Source organism: Desulfuribacillus stibiiarsenatis (assembly GCF_001742305.1).
In the GTDB taxonomy this organism is placed as follows: domain Bacteria; phylum Bacillota; class Bacilli; order Desulfuribacillales; family Desulfuribacillaceae; genus Desulfuribacillus_A; species Desulfuribacillus_A stibiiarsenatis.
In genome coordinates, this window is the sequence record NZ_MJAT01000001.1 from 111,729 (window position 1) to 136,165 (window position 24,437).

The 24,437-nt window shown below is 39.6% G+C and carries 19 protein-coding genes; all 19 read left to right on the top strand.

Features of this window, described 5'->3' with window-relative positions; genetic code table 11:
- Positions 1-14 precede the first annotated feature (14 nt).
- Positions 15-422 (top strand): c-type cytochrome, encoded by a 408-nt coding sequence (locus tag BHU72_RS00465; protein ID WP_069700657.1) that lies wholly within the window; start codon positions 15-17, stop codon positions 420-422.
- A gap of 287 nt (positions 423-709) precedes the next feature.
- On the top strand, positions 710-1,774 hold the full coding sequence (gene argC, locus BHU72_RS00470) for an N-acetyl-gamma-glutamyl-phosphate reductase (protein WP_069700658.1): 1,065 nt from the start codon (positions 710-712) through the stop codon (positions 1,772-1,774).
- Positions 1,775-1,977: 203 nt separating this feature from the next.
- Positions 1,978-3,192, top strand: a complete 1,215-nt coding sequence (argJ, locus tag BHU72_RS00475; protein WP_069700659.1) for a bifunctional glutamate N-acetyltransferase/amino-acid acetyltransferase ArgJ — start codon at positions 1,978-1,980, stop codon at positions 3,190-3,192.
- Between the two features lie 290 nt (positions 3,193-3,482).
- The gene (argB, locus tag BHU72_RS00480; RefSeq protein WP_069700660.1) at positions 3,483-4,352 is read left to right on the top strand and encodes an acetylglutamate kinase; all 870 of its coding nucleotides are present in this window, start codon (positions 3,483-3,485) and stop codon (positions 4,350-4,352) included.
- Positions 4,349-5,530: an aspartate aminotransferase family protein gene (locus tag BHU72_RS00485; protein WP_069700661.1), complete on the top strand. Its 1,182-nt coding sequence runs from the start codon at positions 4,349-4,351 to the stop codon at positions 5,528-5,530. The genes argB and BHU72_RS00485 overlap by 4 nt, the downstream gene beginning before the upstream one ends.
- Before the next feature lie 158 nt (positions 5,531-5,688).
- Positions 5,689-6,804 (top strand): glutamine-hydrolyzing carbamoyl-phosphate synthase small subunit, encoded by a 1,116-nt coding sequence (gene carA, locus BHU72_RS00490; protein WP_069700662.1) that lies wholly within the window; start codon positions 5,689-5,691, stop codon positions 6,802-6,804.
- Positions 6,792-10,055, top strand: coding sequence for a carbamoyl-phosphate synthase (glutamine-hydrolyzing) large subunit (carB, locus tag BHU72_RS00495; RefSeq protein WP_069700663.1), 3,264 nt, complete (start codon positions 6,792-6,794; stop codon positions 10,053-10,055). Before carA ends, carB begins: the two co-directional genes overlap by 13 nt.
- A 480-nt stretch (positions 10,056-10,535) precedes the next feature.
- Positions 10,536-11,468, top strand: a complete 933-nt coding sequence (argF, locus tag BHU72_RS00500) for an ornithine carbamoyltransferase (RefSeq protein WP_245671820.1) — start codon at positions 10,536-10,538, stop codon at positions 11,466-11,468.
- Between the two features lie 102 nt (positions 11,469-11,570).
- Positions 11,571-12,773 (top strand): argininosuccinate synthase, encoded by a 1,203-nt coding sequence (locus BHU72_RS00505; protein WP_069700664.1) that lies wholly within the window; start codon positions 11,571-11,573, stop codon positions 12,771-12,773.
- Positions 12,774-12,931: 158 nt separating this feature from the next.
- A complete protein-coding gene (argH, locus tag BHU72_RS00510; protein ID WP_069700665.1) occupies positions 12,932-14,302 on the top strand; it encodes an argininosuccinate lyase in 1,371 nt (456 codons plus the stop codon).
- A gap of 255 nt (positions 14,303-14,557) precedes the next feature.
- Positions 14,558-16,993, top strand: coding sequence for an NfeD family protein (locus BHU72_RS00515; RefSeq protein WP_069700666.1), 2,436 nt, complete (start codon positions 14,558-14,560; stop codon positions 16,991-16,993).
- On the top strand, positions 16,990-17,283 hold the full coding sequence (locus tag BHU72_RS00520; protein ID WP_069700667.1) for an EscU/YscU/HrcU family type III secretion system export apparatus switch protein: 294 nt from the start codon (positions 16,990-16,992) through the stop codon (positions 17,281-17,283). Before BHU72_RS00515 ends, BHU72_RS00520 begins: the two co-directional genes overlap by 4 nt.
- 111 nt (positions 17,284-17,394) lie before the next feature.
- Positions 17,395-17,865 carry a flagellar export chaperone FliS gene (gene fliS, locus BHU72_RS00525; RefSeq protein WP_083248155.1) on the top strand — a complete coding sequence of 157 codons (471 nt, stop codon included), beginning with the start codon at positions 17,395-17,397 and terminating at the stop codon, positions 17,863-17,865.
- A gap of 19 nt (positions 17,866-17,884) precedes the next feature.
- Positions 17,885-18,709, top strand: coding sequence for a flagellin N-terminal helical domain-containing protein (locus BHU72_RS00530; protein ID WP_069700669.1), 825 nt, complete (start codon positions 17,885-17,887; stop codon positions 18,707-18,709).
- A gap of 204 nt (positions 18,710-18,913) precedes the next feature.
- Positions 18,914-19,351, top strand: a complete 438-nt coding sequence (locus BHU72_RS00535; protein WP_069700670.1) for a YaaR family protein — start codon at positions 18,914-18,916, stop codon at positions 19,349-19,351.
- 385 nt (positions 19,352-19,736) lie between these two features.
- Positions 19,737-20,423: a cell division ATP-binding protein FtsE gene (ftsE, locus tag BHU72_RS00540; protein WP_069700671.1), complete on the top strand. Its 687-nt coding sequence runs from the start codon at positions 19,737-19,739 to the stop codon at positions 20,421-20,423.
- Positions 20,413-21,300, top strand: coding sequence for a permease-like cell division protein FtsX (gene ftsX, locus BHU72_RS00545; RefSeq protein WP_069700672.1), 888 nt, complete (start codon positions 20,413-20,415; stop codon positions 21,298-21,300). The genes ftsE and ftsX overlap by 11 nt, the downstream gene beginning before the upstream one ends.
- 80 nt (positions 21,301-21,380) lie before the next feature.
- The gene (locus BHU72_RS00550) at positions 21,381-22,559 is read left to right on the top strand and encodes a murein hydrolase activator EnvC family protein (RefSeq protein WP_083248156.1); all 1,179 of its coding nucleotides are present in this window, start codon (positions 21,381-21,383) and stop codon (positions 22,557-22,559) included.
- Positions 22,560-22,955: 396 nt separating this feature from the next.
- On the top strand, positions 22,956-24,398 hold the full coding sequence (locus tag BHU72_RS00555) for a S41 family peptidase (protein ID WP_069700673.1): 1,443 nt from the start codon (positions 22,956-22,958) through the stop codon (positions 24,396-24,398).
- Positions 24,399-24,437 lie beyond the last annotated feature (39 nt).

A 24,437-nucleotide genomic window follows, 5' to 3' on the forward strand; every position in this document is an offset into this window, starting at 1 on the left:
TGAAGGGTGATTCCATGAACCGCGTTAATCTAATTACCATTGGAAAAAGAGAAATCATATGGATTGCAATTGCTGTAGTAGTCGTAGTTGTTACAATCCTTGCAATTGTTTTCCGAGATGGTCAAGAAGTGATTTCAAATCAATCGGGAGTAGCGCCGATTGGGAATAAGCAAGAGCAATCAGAAGAGTCTACGATTGATGATCGAGAAAGCGCTGCTCGCTGGTATAAGCAATCCTGTTCCTTATGTCATGGAGATGATAAGGAAGGACGCTTGGATTATCCTAGTCTAATACATGTGAAAGAGAAGTACACTGTGGATGAAATCTACTTGATCATTACTGAAGGAACGCGTGAGATGCATGGTGGATTCCTTCAAGGCAAGGAAGCAGAAGCAGTTGCTAGGTGGCTTAAAGCAGAGTAAACGTTTATATGGTATATATAATTTGTTGAAGGATATTCTTACATATGATCTTAGAGAAGAAGTCAGTTCGATATGACATTTAAAAGAGAAGTCGGTTTGATGAAGTAAACTGAGAAATTATGATGATTGAAAACCTGTGGAACTAGCATTAGTTTCATGGGTTTTCTTTATCCTGAAAATCCGGAATATTAATGATTGCAATATTATGCAATACTATGTATAATATTGCATATTGCACGAAATGATTGACTAGAATTTGACTCAATTCTATGTAGGGAGGGCTTTATATGAAGGTTGGTATTATTGGCGTTACAGGTTATGGTGGCATTGAATTATTGCGATGGTTAAAGGGCCATCCTCATATAAAAGTAGCGTATCTTGGTTCGCATTCGCAGGTAGGGATTGATCTGGTGGATGTGTACCCGCATTTAGAGGGTCAATTATCTCATGTGATAGATACGGAATTAAAAGCGATTGATATGGACTTAATTGCTAGTAGTTGTGAATTTGTATTTTTGAGCCTTCCTTCTGGTGTAAGTAGCCAATGGGTACCGCAGCTATTAGAGCGCGGGCTAAAGGTAGTAGACCTTGGCGGTGACTTCCGACTGCGTGATGCAGAAGCACACGAAAAGTGGTATAAGAAGACAGCTCCAGACCGAATAAGCCAGAGTAAAGGTATTTACGGTTTAACAGAATTTCATCGAGAAAAGATTGCGAACGCTGAATTTATATCAAATCCAGGATGTTATCCTACTAGTGTATCGCTAGGGTTAGCGCCACTATTGTTACATGATTTCATAGAAACAAAAGGTATTATCATTGATGCAAAATCAGGCACTTCAGGTGCTGGTCGAGCAGCCGCTGTAGGAACTCTGTTTTCAGAAGTACAAGAAAGTATCCACGCTTATAAAATTGGCGAGCATCAACATACACCAGAGATTGAACAATTCTTAAGCGATTTAACGAATAAAGAATTGCGCGTAACTTTTACACCCCACCTTGTTCCGATGACAAGGGGAATACTAAGTACGATGTACGGTCAATTAACGGATAAAGCGAAGGCAGCAGGGATTACGACGGAAGGCTTGGTAGATTTCTATCGTGAGTTCTACGCGAAAGAAAAGTTTGTAAGAATTCATAAATCTGGGCAATTTCCAAAGACTAAGCTAGTATATGGAACGAATTTCTGTAATATTGGTGTATATGTTGATTCTCGTACAGATCAAGTTGTCGTTGTATCGGCTATTGATAATATGGTGAAAGGCGCTGCCGGCCAAGCGATACAAAACATGAATGTAATGTGTGGTTGGGAAGAAGCCACAGGAATCGATTTACTACCGTTGATTCCATAATCAGGATCCCGTCGTAGTTGAAGCTTCAATAATGTAAGCTGTATAAACAAAGAAATGAATATAATGCATAAATATACATCGTTATGCATTGTATGATAATAAAGCTTGTGAATTTTACAAGAAACAGAATTGATGATTGACGCGAATAGTTTTAGAGATATGAAATGAAACCGAAGAGATAAGAGGATAGGAGTGTTTATACAATGAAAAAGAATTTTACGATTATAGATAATGGGACTGTTACTACACCAAAAGGTTTCTTAGCCCAGGGTGTATATGCAGGGATTAAGAGAAAGAGAAATGACTTAGGAGTTTTATACTCCGTGAATCCAGCAAGTGCAGCGGGCGTATACACATTAAACGTTGTGCAAGCTGCACCGCTAAAGCTAACGAAGCAATGTCTAAAGCAGACGGGAAAGCTGCAAGCAATTGTTGTAAACAGTGGGAATGCCAATGCTTGTACAGGTGTAGAAGGTGACAAGAACGCAAAAATCATGCAGGAGCTTGTGGCACAAGGGTTAGACATTCCGAATGAATATGTAGGAGTTGCTTCTACTGGGGTTATTGGACAGCAGTTACCAATGGACTGCGTTCGTAAAGGGATAGAACTGGCGCTAATGGATCTATCTGAAAATGGTGGCACGGGCTTTAGTGAGAGTATTCTAACGACGGATACTTGCGACAAAAACCTTGCCGTGCAAGTGGAGATTGATGGTGTTACGATTTCTATTGGTGGAGCAGCTAAAGGTTCAGGTATGATTCACCCGAATATGGCAACAATGCTTGGGTTTATTACCACAGACGCGGACATTGAGCCGGGCCTACTACAGCAACTATTATCAGACGTAACGGACCAAACGTTCAACATGATCACGGTTGATGGTGATACAAGTACGAATGATATGGTACTGGTGATGGCAAATGGTTATTCTGGAGTAAAACTTGATACGAACCATCCGCAGTGGGAAGTATTTAAAGAAGCGTTCAACTATGTTTCTGAGTACCTAGCGAAGACTATAGCGCGTGATGGTGAAGGTGCTACGAAGTTGATTGAAGTGACTGTCAAAAAAGCAAAGTCGAAAGAACAAGCTTCTATCATTGCAAAATCAGTAATCGGCAGCTCGTTAGTGAAATCGGCTGTCTTTGGCGCTGATGCCAACTGGGGAAGAATTGTTTGCGCTGCGGGTTATAGTGGTGCTGACTTTGATCCAGATAAAATAGAAGTATATCTGATGGGGACGTTGATTTTCCAAAATGGAATGGGTATTACCGTAGATGAAGATGTGCTACAAGAAAAGATGAAAGATGAGTTTGTTCCAATTGAGTTAGTTTTACATGATGGAGAAGCACAAGCACGAGCATGGGGCTGTGACTTGACGTATGACTACGTGCGTATCAATGCAAGCTATCGCTCGTAATCAAGCGACAAGACAACTAATGTAGCAAATTTACAAAATAATCAATCAAAATAATCAATCAAAATAATCAATCAAAATAATCAATCAAAATAATCAATCAAAATAATCAATCAAAATAATCAATCTATAAAATCAATCAATAAAATCAATCAATAAAATCAATCAATAAAATCAATTAATAAAACTAGTCTATTAAGCGACTTAAATATACATGAAGCAACTTAAATAACATGAAGCAACTCAAATATACATGGCTTAAAAATGAACATGGGAAATTGGAGGTTGGTATGATGACGGCTGGATTGCATAGAGCACAGGTGTTAGTGGAGGCATTGCCTTATATTCAAAGATTCGCGGGGAAAATTGTCGTTGTAAAATACGGCGGCAGTACGATGGGGGAAGATACATCTTCTTTTATACAAGATTTAGTGCTGATGAAGCAAGTAAATATTCATCCAGTTGTTGTTCATGGCGGTGGACCGGAAATTACCAACCTTTTGGAGTCAATGGGCGTAGAGGTTCAGTTTGTAAATGGCTTACGTGTAACGGATCAAGCGGTCCTTGATGTGGCAAGTATGGTGCTAGTTGGGAAAATCAATAAGCAAATCGTGTCGCAAATTCAGTCGTATGGTGGAAAAGCGATAGGCCTGAGTGGTATTGATGGAAAGCTTTTGCTTGCGAGAAAGAAACAAAACACGAAAGTTGATTTAGGTTTTGTAGGTGAAGTGGAGCAAGTCAATTGCAAGCTGTTACGTGGCTTAATCGATGAAGGATATATTCCTGTCATTGCACCTTTAGGTGTAGATGACCAAGGCCAGCGTTATAATATCAATGCAGATACGGTGGCAGCAGCAGTCGCAGGAGAGCTTCGGGCTGAGAAGTTTGTTTTATCGACGAATGTTCCTGGTATTTATATAGAAGAAAACGGGGTTAAAACAATTATATCTGCAATAGGCGCTAAGAAGATTGAGGAATCGATTGACAATGGTCAAATCAGTGGAGGTATGGTGCCAAAGGTAGAGGCGTGCTTAGAAGCTTTGAACCGTGGCGTGAACACTACGCATATCGTAGATGGTAGACAAGAGCATGTATTGCTTTTAGAACTTTTAACAGATACGGGTGTAGGAACTATGGTATCGAGGGAGGATGAAATATCATGAGTTTAATGAACACCTATAATCGCTGGCCAATTCAACTGGAACGCGGGCAAGGAAGTTATGTGTGGGATACGGAAGGTAAGAAGTATTTAGACTACACATCAGGGATTGCAGTGAATCAGTTCGGGCATAACTTTCCACCGCTGGTTCAGGCGATTCAGGCACAAGCAGAGAAGCTGATTCATTGCTCAAACTTATTTCATATTCCTTCGCAACAACAATTAGCAGATGCACTAGTACAAGAATCGGGCTATGGGAAAGTGTTTTTCTCAAATAGTGGTGCAGAAGCCAATGAGGCTGCGATTAAGTTAGCTCGTCGCTACCAGCAAAAAGTCCGTGGAGAATATAGATACGAGATTATTACCTTTGAGAAATCCTTTCATGGACGCACATTGACGACAATCACGGCAACGGCGCAACCGAAATATCAAGAAGGATTCCAACCCCTTCCTGAAGGATTTATCTATTGTCCACTTAATAACTTAGAAGCAGTAGAGCAGGCAATCACGGATAAGACAGCAGCGATTCTTTTTGAACTTGTGCAGGGAGAAGGCGGGGTACACATTGTAGACCCTCAGTTCTTACAAGGTCTGAAAGTGTTAGCGGAAAAACATCAATTATTGTTGATTGTCGATGAAGTGCAGACAGGTATGGGACGTACGGGTACGATGTTTGCGTGGCAACAATTTGATTTTCAGCCTGATATCTTTACATTAGCTAAAGGCTTAGGGGGAGGAGTTCCGATTGGTGCTTGCGTGGCAAAGGAAACTGTAGCGGAAGCGTTTGTCCCTGGAACCCATGCATCAACATTTGGTGGAAACCCACTTGTTACAGCGGCTGCCAATGCCATTATGAACGAAATGAAGAAGGAAGAAACAAAGCAACAAATCCGAACCAACAGTGAACAACTAACAGAAAAATTACAATTGCTACAACAAGATTTTTCTGATTTAATAGTAGAAATGCGAGGAATGGGACTAATCCGCGGGATACAATTCGTAGATTCTGTGCCTGTCCTTGATATGATTGCTAAGTTCCGCGAGAAGGGCTTATTGCTAGTACCGGCTGGAGATAACACTTTGCGCCTATTGCCGCCACTTAACACCTCTTTTGACGAAATAGAGGAAGCTTTTACGGTGATTCGCGAAGTCCTCAACGATTTGACATTAGTAAAAAGTTAAAAGCAGCTAAATCTATCTTCAGCATACGATATGATTACGATACGACAGTCTACATGTATTGTGAATTATCCGAAGCACTTCTATTAGGTTAACCGAAAACATCTATTATTTAAGTTTAAAAGAAGATTCGATAACAACTAGAACAAGGGGGTACGAGGATGAAAGGGAAATTAGTGCTGGAAAATGGTGCTGTCTTTGAGGGGAAACTCATTGGAGATACGAAAGTAACCTACGGAGAGGTTGTCTTTAATACTGGAATGACAGGCTACCAGGAAGTTTTAACAGACCCGTCCTACGCAGGACAAATCGTCATCATGACATATCCTTTAATCGGAAATTATGGAATTAACGTGGATGACCATGAGTCTTATCGATCTCATGTGGCGGGCTTTATCATTGGGGAAATGTGCCCTACACCAAGTAACTTCCGCAGTTCGTTCACGGTAGATGAATATTTAAAATCGCAAGGCGTAGTTGGTCTATCTGACATCGACACTCGCCAATTAGTGAGAATGATACGCGAGAATGGGACGATGAAGGGATACATCATTCCAAACAGTCAATACGGTGTTGTGACGGTTAACGGCCTTGATTATCCTGAACTGCCAAAGGACTTAGTTGCCAGAGTAACTCGTAAGAATCGAGCAACCTTCGAACCAGCCAATGTAAAGAATCCTACCCATCATATAGTGATTTATGATTTTGGACAAAAACAAAATATGGTTCGTGCGTTACATGCCCTTGGTTGCAAAGTGACAATCGTACCGTATTTTACAACGTTAGATGAAGTTATGAAACTAAACCCTGACGGAATTCTTTTCTCCAATGGACCTGGGGATCCGATGGACCTTGTAGATATTACTCCGGAACTGAGAAAAGTAGCGGAAGCGTACCCGACGATGGGTATTTGCTATGGCCACCAAATGTTAGGGTTAGCGTTCGGTGCGAAAACAACGAAATTACGCTACGGCCATCGTGGAAGTAACCACCCAGTAAAAGACTTACGAACAGGTAAAGTGTATATTACTTCGCAAAATCACGGATATATTGTAGAACCAGATTCTTTAGCAGCTACGGATATGGTCGTTACACATATCAATGTGAATGATGGTACAGTAGAGGGAATTCAACATAAATCGTTACCAATTTTCAGTGTTCAATATCATCCGGAAGCATGTCCTGGACCGAAGGATTCGCTATACTTTTTCCAGGATTTCATCATGACGATTAATGAACATAAGGAAAGGACGCGTGAGCTAGTTTGCCCAAAATAGATTCCATTAAAAAAGTTCTTGTAATCGGTTCTGGCCCTATTATTATTGGGCAAGCGGCTGAGTTCGATTATGCAGGAACTCAAGCATGCAACGCATTGAAAGAAGAAGGCATTGAAGTTGTGTTAGTGAATAGCAATCCAGCGACGATTATGACGGATCAAGGGATTGCCGACAAAATATATATTGAGCCGCTAACAGTACGTTCCTTATCGCAAATCATCGATAGAGAGCGTCCAGACGGAGTACTTCCTACATTAGGAGGACAGACTGGATTAAATCTTGCGGTCAAATTATCCGAAGCTGGAGTTTTAGAAAAATACAATGTTAAGCTCCTTGGAACCTCGTTAGAAGCGATTAAAAAGGCAGAAGACCGTGATCTCTTCCGCACATTGATGCTGGAGATTGGACAACCGATTCCAGAGAGTGAAATCATTGATAACTTAGTAGAAGCTGAACAGTTCGCTGCTCGCATAGGATTTCCGTTGATTATTCGCCCTGCCTATACTCTTGGTGGTTCTGGCGGTGGAATCGTAGACGATCACGAGCAGTTAAGAGAAACAGTCAGTCGTGGGCTTTCGCAAAGTCCGATTGGTCAGGTGCTAATTGAAAAAAGTATCAAGGGCTGGAAAGAAATTGAGTATGAAGTTATGCGTGACTCCAATGATACTTGTATTACCATTTGTAACATGGAGAACTTTGACCCTGTTGGGGTTCACACAGGCGATAGTATCGTTGTTGCTCCTTCACAAACATTATCGGATTGTGAATACCAGCTATTACGTACTGCGTCCTTAGATATCATTCGTTCACTAAAAATTGAAGGCGGTTGCAATGTCCAACTTGCCTTAAATCCATATAGCTTTGAATATTGCGTAATTGAAGTAAATCCTCGTGTAAGTCGTTCCAGTGCCCTGGCATCAAAAGCTACAGGATATCCTATTGCAAAAGTAGCCGCAAAAATAGCAATTGGTATGCATTTAGACGAAATCATTAACCCTGTTACTGGTCTTACGTATGCAAGTTTTGAGCCAGCACTTGACTATGTAGTTGCAAAAATTCCGCGTTGGCCGTTTGATAAGTTCCCAGAAGCGAACCGCAAACTCGGAACGCAAATGAAAGCGACGGGAGAGGTCATGGCAATTGCTAGGACAATGGAAGGCGCTTTATTAAAAGCCGTTCGTTCCTTAGAAATTAAGGTACAAACTCTTTTGCACCCAGTATATGCAGAGTGGACCCTGGAGCAATTAACGGCAAAACTTGCGGAACAACCAGATGATAATCGTTTATTTATCTTAGCAGAAGCACTACGCAAAGGCATGACTGTACAGAAAGTACGTGACATCACAGAGATTGATCCATTCTTCGTGGAAAAGATATTAAACATCGTCCGCTGGGAAGAAGAAATTAAAAAGGCAAATCTTGATGAGGTTACTTCTGAACAACTGCGTTTGTGGAAAAAAGTTGGATTCTCTGATGCGTATATCGCTGACTTAATCAATATGGGTGCACTTAGTAGAGCGGAAGATGATGCATTACTTACACATTTAGATGTGCGTAAACGCCGTAAGCAGCTCAATGTGATCCCTTCATATAAGCTGGTAGATACATGTGCTGCAGAATTTCCGGCAAAGACTCCTTACTACTACTCTACCTACACAGGTGAAGATGAAGTAGAGAAAACGGACAAGGAAAAGATTCTTGTTATCGGTTCAGGGCCAATCCGTATTGGTCAAGGAATTGAATTCGACTATTGTTCCGTCCATGCGATTTGGGCGTTGAAAGAAGCTGGTTATGAAGCAGTCATCATTAACAATAATCCGGAAACAGTAAGTACAGACTTTAACGTAGCAGATCGCTTATATTTCGAACCATTAACATTAGAAGATGTACTAAATGTAGCTGAAAAAGAAAACATCAAAGGTGCTTATGTGCAATTTGGTGGGCAAACAGCAATCAACTTAGTGCATGGTCTACGTGATTATGGCATTCAAATCCTTGGAACATCAGTGGAAGGTATTGACCTAGCAGAAGACCGTGACAAATTCCGTAGGTTACTTGACCGTTTGCAAATTCCTCAGACAAATGGTGCAATGGCAGAAAATGTCGAAGGAGCATTAAAAGTTGCTGAAGATATCGGCTATCCATTAATGGTTCGCCCTTCTTACGTCATTGGTGGGCGTGGCATGCAAGTCATATATGAGCAATCGGAACTAGAGCGCTATTTAGCAGAGGCAGTGGACGTTTCCCCTGGTCGCCCGGTACTTTTAGATCAGTATTTACCAGGTAAAGAAGTAGAAGTTGACGCTGTATGTGATGCGGAAGATGTATTAATCCCAGGAATTTTCGAGCATATAGAAAGGGCTGGCGTTCACTCAGGCGATAGTATGGCCGTGTATCCTCCGCAAAACGTTAGCCAGCAAGTATTAGATACCCTAATACTATATACGACAAATATTGCCCGGGAAATGTCGATTCGTGGATTAATCAATATCCAATATGTAATAGTTGATGAAGTGGTATATGTGCTAGAGGTAAATCCTCGTGCATCTCGAACTGTGCCGATCATCAGTAAAGTCACGGATACACCACTGGTGCAGTTGGCAACTCGCATTGGTCTTGGTGATACTTTGAAAAATATGGGCTATACGAGCGGACTGATTCCAAATCGTGATTTTGTAGCTGTTAAAGCGCCTATATTCTCCTTTGAGAAAATGAGTGACGTGGATATTTCTTTAGGGCCTGAAATGAAATCTACGGGTGAAGTATTGGGAATTGCTCGTAACTTTGTAGGATCACTTGGGAAGGTATTTGCTACAGGGCATATTCGCGAAGCGACAGAGCAGAGACAGCCAGGATTATTATGCTCGATCTCTGACCGTGAGAAAGAAGCAGGCGTTGCACTAATGAGAAAGTTCGCAAGTCTGGGCTTTAAGTTATATGCAACACCAACCACAGCAAAAGCATTAGAGGATGCGGGATTAGAAGTGACAGAAATTCCGTGGCAGCTTGTGCAAATCCGCGAAATGTTTAGACGTAATGAGATTAATTTAGTCATCAACATACCAACTATCGGAAAAGATTCTTCACGACAAGGATTTAAGTTAAGAAGAATGGCTGTAGAGTTCGGAGTTGGATGTTTAACGGCATTAGATACAGCGGATGCGCTATGCCAAAGTATAGAAGAGCGTGATAAGTATTTGCCTTTTACTTTGGAAGAGTTTTTAAGTGGGGAATTCCTGCAGAAATTATAGCCTTATGTTTCGAAAGCGAGGTACTGCCTCATTCACTACAGTTCCGTCTTTATGATTTCTAAGTTCGGTTTCTAAATGATTCAAACTCGCTGTCGCTCAAACAATGAATCATTTTGCGAAACCTTCACTAACAAATCATTACAAGACTTCACTGGAATGCTCTTTCGGCAGCACACACTTTCCACCACAATACAAATGATCAACTCATGAGTATGTGTGGAAATGTATGTAACGAGTGGTTTTTGTGAGAGTAAGAATGGTTCGATGAATGATTTTAGCGGAGCCTTTATGGAATAACTTTGCGATAAGGATTTTCTTAAAAGTTTCACTGTCTGAGCGTAGAGAGTTTGAAACTTGAAAATCTGAGCGTAGAGATTCCAAAGGTGTAGCTCTAATGAACGAATTGAACCGTTATACTCTAATGAACGAGTGTATATTTATTTTCACAGCCCCACAACTATTGAAAGCGAGGTGCTTTTTTTGAATATATTAAATAATTTAAAGGGTAAAGACTTCTTAACCCTTGCAGATTTTTCTACAGAAGAAATTCTTGCATTATTAGACCTTGCCATTGAATTAAAAGCTGGGAAAGGTCCACAAAAACCGCTAGCTGGCAAAACACTAGGAATGATTTTCCAAAAGTCTTCTACACGTACCCGCGTATCCTTCGAAGTTGGGATGTTACAGCTTGGAGGGCATCCATTGTTTTTGAGTAACAATGACATTCAATTAGGACGTGGAGAAACGATTTATGATACAGCAAAAGTACTTTCTCGTTATGTGGATGCAATCATGATTCGCGCTCACGGACATGAGCAAGTAGAAGAGCTGGCAAAGCATGCTGATATTCCTGTCATTAATGGTCTTACGGATACGTATCACCCATGCCAGGCATTAGCAGATTTGCAAACCATTTTAGAGCACAAAGGTAGACTAAAAGGCTTGAAGGTAGCTTACATTGGCGATGGCAACAATGTGGCGCACTCACTCATGATAGGTTGCGCGAAAGTTGGAATCGATGTAGCAATTGCTACTCCCGCTGGTTATGAGCCAGATGCTAAGATTGTTGAAAGAGCAAAATTAATTGCACAGGCACATGGAAGTTCTGTTGTAGTTACCAATGATCCAGTGGAAGCCGCGAAGAATGCTGATGTGTTGTACACAGATGTATGGGCAAGTATGGGGCAAGAAGCGGAACAAGAGAAACGCGTGAAGGATTTTGCAGGGTATCAAATCGACTCTCAGTTATGCAGTCATGCAAAGCCTGACTTTATATTCTTGCATTGCTTACCGGCACATCGTGGCGAAGAAGTTTCAGCAGAAGTGATTGATGGACCTAATTCTGTAATTTTTGATGAGGCAGAGAATCGCTTGCATGCACAGAAGGCAATCATGGTTGCTTGCTTAAGCTAGTTCTTTATTTTACGAATGTTTTATGATACATTGATTGATAGTGAAAAATATGAATATATAGTGATCTCGCGAGATCCAAATAAAAGGAGTATGATTATTCAAATGAGTAAAGAAAAAATTATTTTAGCGTATTCCGGTGGTTTAGATACTTCAGTAGCAATTAAGTGGCTACAAGAGAAATATAACTATGATGTAATTGCAGTAGGGTTAGACGTAGGCGAAGGTAAAGACCTAGAGTTCGTAAAAGAAAAGGCATTAAAAATTGGTGCAATAGCGTCTTACACAATTGACGCTCGTGAAGAGTATGCATATGAATTCGCACTACCAGCGCTTCAAGCAAATGCTTTATATGAAACGAAGTACCCTCTATCTGCTGCTTTATCTCGTCCTTTAATTTCTAAGAAATTAGTTGAAATTGCAGAAAAAGAAGGCGCAACTGCTGTAGCTCATGGTTGCACTGGTAAAGGTAACGACCAAGTTCGTTTTGACGTTTCTGTAACAGCTTTAAACCCAGATTTGACAATTGTTGCTCCAGTTCGTGAATGGGCTATGTCTCGTGATGAACAAATTCAATATGCACTTGAAAGAGATATTCCAGTACCAGTTACAAAAGAAAATCCTTTCAGTGTTGATGAAAACTTATGGGGTCGTAGCTGCGAGTGTGGCGTGTTAGAAGATCCATGGGCAGAAGCTCCTGAAGCTGCTTTCACTTGGACGAACTCTATTAGCAATACTCCAGATGAAGCTGAGTATGTGGAAATTGAGTTCAAAGAAGGCGTTCCAGTTAAGTTAAATGGAGAACAATTACCATTACATGAGTTAATTGTAAAATTAAATACAATCGCAGGTAAACACGGCGTCGGAAGAATCGACCATGTAGAAAACCGTTTAATCGGTATTAAGTCTAGAGAAGTTTACGAAGCTCCAGGTGCCATGGTATTAATTCAAGCACATAAGGAAATCGAGTTCTTAACATTACCTAAGGAAATCATTCAGTTTAAGCCTGTAATTGAGCAAAAATACGCGCAAATGATTTATGACGGCCTATGGTTCTCAGCGTTAAGAGATGTTCTTGATGGATTCATCAAAGCTAGCCAAAAGACAGTAACAGGTACTGCAAGAGTGAAACTTCACAAAGGTACTGCATTTACTGTAGGTAGAAAATCAGAGCAATCTCTATACAACCATGAATTAGCTACTTATAATCCAGAAGATACATTCGATCATGACGCTGCCATTGGTTTTATTAAGCTTTGGGGTCTTCCAACTAAGGTATATGCAATGGTAAATAAGAAGAATAAGTAATTCGCAACGCTAGTTGGGATTACAACTTAACATAAATGGAACATACAGAATTTAAATACTAATGAAGGAATGACTTACTTGGTGCTTGTATTGATTTGCTGCGGCAATTGATATGCACTAAGTTAGTCATTTTAATATGTAGCGAAGGGGTTTTAACGATGAAACTATGGGGCGGCCGATTCACAAAATCTACCCATAAATTAGTGGATGAATTCACAGCTTCTGTACTTTTCGACCAGAAGCTTTGGAATGAAGATATTAAGGGAAGTATTGCCCATGTCACTATGCTTGGGAAACAGGGAATTATCCCACAAGCAGATGCAGAAACGATTAAGAATGGTTTGCTCGTCATCCGTGAACGCATTGAAAACGATGAATTTACATTCTCCGTTACTGATGAAGATGTGCATATGAATATCGAGAAAGCCTTAATCGAAGAAATTGGTCCTGTCGGTGGTAAATTACATACAGGCAGAAGCCGTAACGATCAGGTTTCTACAGATATGCACTTGTTCTTATGTTCTCGTATAAAAGAAATTGTTGAATTGCTGAAGGGATTACAACAGGTTCTTGTGCAAAAGGCTGAGACGAATATCGATATAGTCATTCCAGGATATACCCACTTACAACGTGCGCAACCGATTTTATTTGCTCATCATATGATGGCGTATTTTTGGATGTTTCAACGTGATGTGGAGCGTTTCGAAGACGCATACAAACGTGCCGACATATTACCATTAGGCGCAGGTGCAATGGCTGGGACAACTTTCCCGATTGACCGCCAGTTTGTTGCGGATCAATTAGGATTTACTAATATTTATGAGAATAGTTTAGATGCAGTAAGCGATCGCGACTATATCTTAGAATTTTTATCTGCTGCTTCGATTACAATGATGCACTTATCACGTTTTTGTGAAGAGTTGATTTTATGGTCAAGTACAGAGTTCCAGTTTATTGAACTTGACGATGCATTCTGTACTGGCAGTAGCATCATGCCGCAGAAGAAAAACCCTGACGTAGCAGAGTTAGTTCGCGGGAAAACGGGTCGTGTCTATGGACATTTGATGTCATTACTAACGATTATGAAGTCCTTGCCATTAGCGTACAACAAAGACTTACAAGAAGATAAAGAAGGCATGTTTGATGTGGTAGAAACCTTGAAAATGTCATTGACCCTATTTGCACCAATGATTGAAACGATGAAAGTAAATGAAGATGTTTTGAAGAAGACTGTGAATCAAGATTTTGCGAACGCAACGGACCTAGCAGATTATCTTGTAAGAAAGCATTTACCGTTCCGTGATGCTCATGAAGTAATCGGAAAAATCGTGTTACATTGCATCCAGAATAAAAAATTCTTACCTGATTTAACGATAGAAGAATATAAGGAATTTTCGGATTTATTCGATAAAGACGTGTATCAGGTCATTGATCCGATCAACGTTGTGAATGCTCGTAATGTCCTTGGTGGAACAGCCAAACCTCAAGTTCTTCAGGCTATAGAAAAAGCGAAAATACTACTAGGATAAAGAACATAAAAAATATAAGCCCAGACTCACTTTTCAATTAAGTGCATTCTGGGCTTTCTTATGTTAGATAAAGGTAAACTTAACATAGATTCTATTATCATTTATATAAATGACGTCTAATTGGAAGAACTTTATTACTTTTTTTATACTTGTAGTTTATTAAGAAAGCTGTCAGAAAAACCGATAATATAAGTGCTAAGTATTTTTCGAGATGATATTTTCTAATTATAATTCATGAAATGTTGGTGAACCAATATGGAAATCACAAGTCATATAGCTTCTAATGTTCGAACATCAGACCCTAAATCCGATTTGCGATCGGGGCAGGTGGTGTCGGCTACAGTTAAGGAACGAATTTCTGACAGTGAAGCTGTCCTATCTATTCGTGGGCAGGAAGTGAAAGCGACCTTTGAAGGGAAAATCCCAGAAGGTGATCGTTTATTAGTTGAAGTCAAAAATGCTGAAGGAAACCAAATTGTAGTAAAAGCAATGGACGGGCAACAAGCACAGAGCCTAACTAAGCTTACGGCAGAAAGTGAGTTACAAGCAATTGCACAGAAATTTGGCGAAAAACTCACTCCAGAGCTTCGTCAAGCAATGCGTATGGTAATTGACTCAGGGATGCCGCTTTCTAAAGAATTAATTCAAGAGATTAAAAACTTTATTCATACAAAAATTGATACTTCGACTGTTGAAAATGCAAAATATGCTGATCGAATGAATCAATTGGAGAACAAATTAGAGACACTGCAAGCTGCTCTAGCTAAAAACATAAACATTTCTCAAGTTCATTTACAAGCCGTTCACGAAGCATTACATGGGTCGGGATTGACAGAAGCAATCAAAAATTTACAATTGCAGATTTCTAACAACCAGGGCTCTATTGCACAACAAGGGACATATCTCAATCATGAGCTTATTCAAACCTTAGGAAATATCAGTGCAAAGGATTTTCTTGTAAGTGTAGTGACGCAGAAAATGGCTGAAGTAGGCAATGAATTTAAGGATTTACGAAAAGAATTAACCAAAAACCTAGATAACCTATCTCGTTTAGTGGAACAGGGGGCACGCAATTCCTCCCAGTTAGCAATGCGCATAATTGAGCCAACCATTCAAATGCTTGATAAAGCCTTATTAAAAAGCGATATGTTCCTATTTACTGATATGAAAACAGAGAAAGTTATGATGAAAGCTAGCTCCGATTTAGCGGCAGCTAAAAGTTTATTAGCAAATGGTGATCGCGAAGGGGCATTCAAGCTGATCCAACAAGTCCAATCACAAATCAGTTCATTAAATTGGAAACCATCAGCGGACCGCGTACAGAGGTTTGTGATGGAAGGTCAGAATCAAATAGATTTCTTGAAACAACCAGTAGAAAAGCAATTGAGCCAAGTAAGCAATCAGTTTGCGTTACAAGTAAATAAAGAAAGTATTACTAGCCGCGAAGTATTTGAGTTTATGCGTTCTGTAGGCCTTAATTACGAAGCTGATTCTGCACAAAAGTTAGTTTCAAATACGGCACAGAGTGTCCCTCAAGGTCTAGCGCAAGGGATGATAGGGCTGCAATCAAATGGAATCAACCAGACAGCACAGCAAGCGCAGCAAAACGTCTTAAGTCAACAACAAAATCAGGCTAGTGCTGCCAATAAAATTATTGGAGAGATTCAGGAATTATTGCAGAAACCAGCAATTGCTAAGGCGATTCATACAGCTGTTCAACAATTGAACTTGCAACAGAATACTCAGGCCAACCAAACAATTCAAATAAACCAAACGAATCAAGAAGTATCAAACAACCCATCTCGTATCATAGGGGAGTCAAGTTTAGGACAGCAACAGATTCAGGCCGCTAACAATACAACAGTCAATCTGCAATCGACGGTCGAAGCAATGAAACAGTTACTTTCTAAAATCGATTTAGCAGTGCGCCAAAATTTAGATACACAACCTTTATTACAAGAGTTTCAAAAGACTTTTATAGGTGATGGAAAGCAACCCGGTGTTCCACAAGAAATAGCTCAACGGTTTGAGTTACTGAAAGAGGCTTTTCAGCGTAAAGATGGAAACTTCTCTCCAGCCATGCTAGCGCAAATGCAAGAAGAGCAAATGGGGAAACATCGTCAGAACCTGAAATCAATGTTAGTAGAGATGTTGAAGAATGGAGAAATGTTAAAAGGCTCAGCCCAGCAATCAGCAGAGCAAACGTTATCAAACTTGACAGGACAGCAATTATTGAGCAAAGTTGATTCTCAATCGAATGCTCAATCGATGTTTTTTCACTTGCCTGTAATGTTAAAGGAACAAATTGAGAACATAAAGGTTTTCGTTAATGGAAAAAGCAATTCAGAGAAAATCGATTGGGAGAATTGTAGTCTCTACTTCTTACTAGAGACAAAGAAATTAGGCGACACGGGAGTTCATATATCGGTCGTCAATCGAAATCTTTCACTAACCGTAAAAAATGATAATCCTATGATGAAAAAACTATTTGATCCTATGATGGACCGCTTCACGCAAAAACTCGACGAAATTGGTTTTCGAGTGAAAGGAATGAAGTTTGCTCCACTTACAGAACCAGTGTTATCGCAGAAAAGCTTAGCTAATGACAAAAAACTAGATAAAGAAACGAAGCAGAACAATGGATTTGCAGCATCTTATAATCAACAGAAGGGATTTGACTTCAAGATATGATGCAAAAATGGTTCAATCAGAAAAAGAAACGAGAACTTAGTGGTCCTTCTGCCGTTGCACTGCAATATAAAGAAGGAGAAGATGATAAACCAGTCGTCATTGCCCATGGACGTGGTGCTGTCGCACAAAGAATATTAGACTTAGCAAAAGAAAACGATGTGCCGATGCAAGAGGACGCATCCCTTGTAAGTGACTTGATTGATATGGATTTAGGCTCGAGTGTTCCACCGCAGTTGTATCATGTAATCGCAGAGGTTTTGATTATGTTAGAAGAAATAGAAAACTCCTAAGCAATAAAAATGGTTAAACATATTTTTGGTAATGCCGATAATTCATATAGTACTCATGGATGGAGACGTAAACACATGGATGTGGCCAACAGGAAACTGGAGGTGTCACTATTGACAAGCATAGTGGTAACAAAAGAAGAAGTATATAAGAAGAAACCAGAAGAACTAACAATGCTATTATACGAGGCACTAGAAAAGAATTTGATAGAAGCGGCTCAAGGTATCGAGAGCAACCAGATGGGTTTGGCAAACAGCAAGCTCCAAAAGGCCAATGATATTATTCAGCGTTTAGGGGCTGGAATTAATTACGAAGCAGGAATTATAGCAGATCAGCTGCATGTTCTATATGAATATTTAGCAGAAAAAGTCATAGTAGCAAACCAGCACAAAAATCAGAATCTATGCAAGGAAGTTTTAGTTATAGTCAAAAGACTTTCTGATTCTTGGAAAGAAGCTATGGACTTAGCGAAAAAGGGAACAGCTGGCGTGAAACGAAAAACTGGTAGCTATGACGATCAAATTGATTTCGCGTCAAGTTATACAGCTGCAACAGCAGAGAAAGCTCTTGATTATAAAAAATAGCATGGAGGGATGAACACTCGTGAGAATTAATAATAATATACAAGCGCTAAATGCGTATAATAATTTAAGTAAGAATCAGTTTAAAACATCTAGAAACCTAGAGAAACTATCATCAGGCCTTCGCATTAACCGTGCATCAGATGATGCAGCTGGATTAGCGATTTCTGAGAAAATGCGTGGTCAGATTCGTGGGTTAAGTATGGCTGAGAAGAACGCTTTAGACGGGATTTCGGTTATTCAGACAGCAGAGGGTGCTTTGTCAAGTGTCCATGCGATGCTTCAGCGTATGAGAGAACTGGCGGTGCAAGCAGCAAATGACACTTACACTACTTCTGACCGAACAGAGATTCAAGAAGAGATTAATCAGCTATTAGCATCGATTGATGATGCTGCTCAAAACACAGAGTTTAACACGAAAAAGTTACTAGATGGTTCTTTTGCAACTTCTGGTACTGCTTTACAACTCCAAATTGGGGCTAATGCAGGCCAAAAAATTGCAGTTACAATCGGTGAAATGGGTACTAGTGGATTAAGTTTAACGGGCCTAAGCGTATTAAACCATGATGACGCTAGCACTGCGATTGATACTGTAAATACGGCTATTGAAGCTGTTTCATCGCTCCGTTCCAAATTGGGAGCACTTCAAAACCGCCTGGAGCATACAATGAACAATCTTGCGACAGCCCGTGAAAACTTAACGGCTGCAGAATCACGCATCCGTGATGCTGATATGGCGTTAGAAATGACTGATTTTACACGAAATAATATTATTAACCAGGCAGCAACAGCGATGCTTGCACAAGCCAACCAATTGCCACAAGGTGTATTACAATTACTTCAATAGAAATGGTACAATAGAAAGAGCAAGGTCTACTTGCTCTTTTTTAGTACTATCAGATAGTATAAGTTATTAAATGTAGATAGTATAAGTGCAACTAAGGCATTCTCTTCGCCAAAGCTTGGCGAATGCCAAGTTTACTTTATACAATAACAATATTTGAATTGAAACATCTCCATAACTTTTGAATGCCGAAGAGGTGAAAACTAAATGGAAGTAAATCGCATACAACGGACGGGTACTACGAAAGCGACTGCTAAATCCGAAGGGATGACAGAAAAAATAACTTTTACAGAAATCATGCAAGGGAAGCGCGATGCCGCTCAAGTGGAAAAGTTCAATCAAAGATTAGTAGAGATTGAAAAACAGGGTCAGCGCCTAGCGGAACATCGAACGGTTGAAGACTTAAATAAATTCAAGAAGCTTGTCAAAGATATGATGGATGACACTGTTAAGTTTGGTCTAAGTCTTGAAGAACGCCAAGGCTTTAATCGCCGTGGACGCAGTAAAATATATAAAATTATTAAAGAAGTAGATAAAAAGCTCCTAGAAGTTACAGATGCTGTGCTAGATTCTCAAAAGAAAAATCTCGAGGTGCTTTCCCTAGTAGGTGAAATTAAAGGTTTGTTAATCAATGTCTATACGTAAGTAATAAAACTTATAATACGGGCGTATGAAATAATATGTGAAGTAAAATTGTGTCAAACCTTATCGTATACTCTAACTTAACAATAAATTATAATCACTAGAGCACATACGCTACTAGTGATTTTTCTGTAGAAGATGGCTATTTTTGCTGAAATGGGCAGGGTTATTGAATATTGTGTCGAATAGAATATAAGTGTGATTTAGTAAGGGTTTACATAATTTATGTGTTGGTTGGTACGAGCCTATACGTTATAATAAAAATAATGAGATTGTGATTTTTGTAACAATGTTATACTTTTAACCCTAAACCTTTACTTAAACTTAAAATTTATTTTAAATGTAACCAAATCTTAAACTTAAACTTAAACTCTAAAGGAGTATATACATGATTGAATTGTACGATGTCTGGAAGACTTACGGTAACGGGGTCGAAGCGCTTCGTGGTGTTAGTGTGAAAATCAAAAAAGGTGAGTTTGTATATGTAGTAGGCCCGAGCGGTGCTGGAAAATCGACATTTATAAAAATGCTATATAGAGAAGAGAAACCTTCCAAAGGAGCTATTTTTGTTAATGGTTTTAACGTTGATAAAATTAAAGAGCGTCAAATCCCGATGATTCGCCGCACAATTGGTGTGGTTTTTCAGGATTTCAAACTATTACCGAACCTAACTGCATTTGAAAATGTTGCATTTGCCCTGGAGGTTATTGAAACTCCTAAGAAACAAATTGCAAGAAGAGTGTTGGAAATGTTAGATCAAGTTGGCTTAAAGGGGAAAGAGCATTCCAAACCAAATGAGTTATCGGGTGGGGAACAACAACGTGTTTCGATTGCAAGAGCACTTGTGAACAATCCTGCAATCATTATTGCTGATGAACCTACGGGGAACTTAGATCCAGATACCTCATGGGAAATTGTTCGTTTATTAGAAGATATTAATTACAAAGGAACAACTGTAATCATGGCAACCCATAATAAAGATATCGTGAATCGTACGAAAAAACGCGTGCTAGCATTCGAAGGTGGAAAAATCGCCCGCGATGAACGTCGAGGGGGGTATGACGATGCGAATTAGTACAGTAGGTCGCCATCTCCGTGAAGGTTATAAAAATCTTTCTCGTAATTCATGGATGTCTTTTGCTGCTGTAGGGGCAGTTTCAGTATCGCTATTTATTTTGGGTGTATTTCTTCTCCTAGCGATGAATGTTAGTTATATGGCGGAAAAACTAGAAGAACAAGTAGAAATTCGAGTATTTGTGGATGAATTAGCAAATGAGAATGAAGTAGAGGCTATTGATGCCAAGTTAAGGTCCTTAGTAGATGTGAAGGAAGTTGTATTTATCTCTAAGGAAGAAGGCCTAGAGATTTTGAAGAAAGGCTTAGGAGAAGAGTCATCTGTCCTTGATGGTTTAGAAAATGAGAATCCATTACGGGATGCATTTTATGTGAAAAGCTTCCATCCTCGTCAAGTCGGAGATTTAGCGAAAAAGATTGAGAAGATTCCTTTTGTCGCGGAAGTGAAATATGGACGTGACACTGTGGAAGCACTGTTTAGCGTGACAACGATTGTTCGAAATGTGGGACTTATATTTTCTATAGGACTCGCTTTTACATCATTATTTTTGATTGCGAATACAATACGTCTTACAATTTATGCAAGACGTAAAGAAATAGAGATTATGAAACTTTGCGGTGCTACCAATTGGTTTATTCGTTGGCCGTTTTTCTTGGAAGGCATGTGGATGGGTTTTCTGGGTTCGTTATTACCAATTCTTTTAATAGGAGTGGGATATTTCGAACTGCTTCGTAGGCAGAAAACTTCTATTTATTTCTTAGAATTAATGCCATTTGATCCTTTTATTTATCAACTAGCAATACTGTTGACAGGATCTGGTGTATTCATCGGTGTTATTGGAAGTATGATGTCTGTCCGTCGTTTTTTGAAGATTTAGTCAAAAAGACCCTTATCTTGTCAAAACTTGTCTAGTATAGTAGAAATAGAGCGATTGGGACGGAGGAGTGACTGTAATATATGAGGAATCTATCGATTTTAAAAGCACTACCTGTTTTACTAGTGTTAGCTCTAGTACTTACAATTGTTACCCCAATGCATGGCTCGGCAAATCAAATGCTAGAGTTGCAAACTAAAATGGATGCGATTAAAAAGCGACAATCAGAGTCTCAAGCAAAAGCCAAAGATATTCAACAAGGTATTAACAGTGTGAAACAACAAGAGCGATCAGTAGTTACTCAAATTAATCAAATTCATCATGAAATCGAGTTAAAAGAATTAGAGTTAAATCAACTCACTTTAGATATTGAACAAACAGAAACGCAAATTGAAATCACTACGCTTGAATTACAGGAAGCAGAGCAAAGAATTATTAACCGCGATAGTGTTCTTAAATCGCGCGTACGCTCTATGTATGAAAATGGCCAAGTCTCTTATCTAGAGGTTTTACTAGGGTCTAGTGATTTCGTAGATTTCTTAAACCGTTATGAAGCTTTAAGTTTAATTGTTGAACAAGATTTTAGGATTCTTAAAGAAGACCAACAAGATCGAGATATGATTCAAGTAAAGAAGGATGAAATCGAAGAACAATTTGCCCAGCTTCAAAGCTTGAAAGAACAGGCTGAATTTGCGAAAGCCGATTTATCAGATAAGGAAAAGAAACAAAAGGTTGAGCTAGCGGAGCTTAAAGATAACCGAAGTTCTTTGCAGAAACAGCTAGATGAAGAAGAAGCAGCTCAAAAGAAATTGATTCAAGAATTAAATGAAGTTACAAAACAATTCCAAAGAATCTATCGAGGAACTGGTGCATTTACACATCCAGTACCTGAGCATACGCGTATGTCATCGAATTATGGGACTCGAGTTGACCCTATTACTGGGAAGAAGGGTGTATGGCATAATGGTGTTGACTTCGCCGCTAAGACAGGCACCCCGATACTAGCTGCAGAGGATGGCGTAGTGATTTTATCAGGTTGGGTTCGTGGTTTTGGATATACTGTTATATTAGATCATGGTAGCCAGATTACCACATTATATGGACACGCTAGCCAATTGTTAGTAAAAGAGGGGCAAACGGTACAGCGTGGACAGCAGATTGCAAAGGTTGGATCTACGGGAAACTCCACTGGGCCTCACTTACACTTCACTGTATATGAGAATGGTAAAGACGTATCACCATGGAATTATATTAAACAATAAAACTTGCGAAGTTTGCAAAAAGGGTTTTCCGTTAAGGATACCCTTTTTCTTATTTCTCAACTTTTCTTTTCTTATATTAGAAAGTTTGTTAATATGATGTATAAGAAGATTCATTTTATCCGAATATTAATCAGAAACATGTATACAAATTTATCTCAGCGTATTACTAATACTCCCACTTTTTAAGTAGCAGAAAGTGCTGCTAAGCTTCACCCACAAGGGGTACAGGCGAAATAAGTGCAACTAAAGTTCATCTGGAATAACATCCGTTTTCGTAAGGTTTTACCTTACAGAAAACTGGGTACTCTTGAGTAAAATTCCATCTGAACTAAGTTTTCTTTATATATAAATATTTAGGGCAAAATATCTCTACCAACACAGAATAGGAGTGTCATAATGAAATTGCAAATTCGCAAATTATTACTTCTCACGATGGTATGCGTTGCTTTAGGAGCAAGTTTTTATTATGTATATGACCAACAAGGCGCATCGGATTTTCCACCTTCGTCCCATGCGGAACGCGTTGCAACTACAGAAGATTTAACGAATTATCCGAAGGATTTTGAGAAACTATTAAAGGCCTATAGAGAAATTGACCAACGATATATTGAAGACGTTCCTACACAAAAGCTAATCGATGGTGCAATCCGTGGCATGTTAGAAGCATTAGATGACCCATATACTTCTTACATGAATCCAGAAGCAGCACAGGAATTTGACCATTCGATTCAATCTTCGTTTGAAGGGATTGGTGCTGAAGTCGCATCAGAAGCTGGAAAAGTGAAAATTGTCTCGCCGATCAAGGGTTCTCCGGCAGAACGAGCGGGTTTGTTACCTGGGGATTTAGTGTTCACTGTGAATGGTGAAACAGTGGAAGGGCTAACGCTAATGGAAGCGATTTTGAAAATTCGCGGTCCGAAGGGTTCTAAAGTTGTTCTTCAAGTGCAAAGAGAAGGGCACCGAGAGCTTATTTCTGTTGAAATTATTCGTGATACGATTCCCATTGAAACAGTGCACGCAGAGATGATAGAAGGAACGATTGGAAAAATTGAGATTACACAATTCTCGCTGAAGACAGCGGATCGCTTTGCTGCTGAACTGAAGAATTTAAAACAGCAGGGAATGAAAGGTCTAATTATTGACGTTCGCAATAATCCAGGGGGAGTATTAGAAACAGTAGTAAAGATATGTAGCCAGTTTATTCCGAATCAAGGGATTGTTCTACAGATTGAGAACCATAAAGGGGAACGTGAGGTCGTTCGTTCCACGTTGAAGCAAAGTGATTTCCCTGTAGTAGTACTTATGGATAAAGGAAGTGCTAGTGCTTCGGAGATATTAGCTGCTGCAGCACAAGAATCTGCTGGGTTTAAGGTTGTAGGTGTAAACTCCTTCGGCAAAGGTTCTGTACAGACGACAGAAAAATTCTCCGATGGAAGTGAAATGAAGTTTACTATAGCGAAATGGCTTACACCGAAGGGGAACTGGATTAATAAAGTCGGTGTGACACCAGATATTGAAGTGCAGCTACCGGAGGTTTTCACAACTGGTAGGATTCCTTCTGATGTAACGCTGAAATATGACGATAATAGTACCAATGTGCGAAGCCTGCAAATCTTTTTACGCCATTTAGGTTTCCCAACGGATAGAGTTGATGGGTATTTCAGTCGTCAAACGGAAAAAGCTTTAACGGATTTTCAGCAGAGCAAAGGTTTGCCGATGGATGGGGTAGTATCAGAAAAAGTCGCGCAAGCCCTGAATCAAGCAGTTGTTGACTCTTTAAAGGCTTCCGATACGCAATTAGCAAAGGCGATTGAAGTGTTGAAACAACAGATGAAATAGCAACTCACTAAATTGTAACTGAGATTTTGTTAAGAAAGA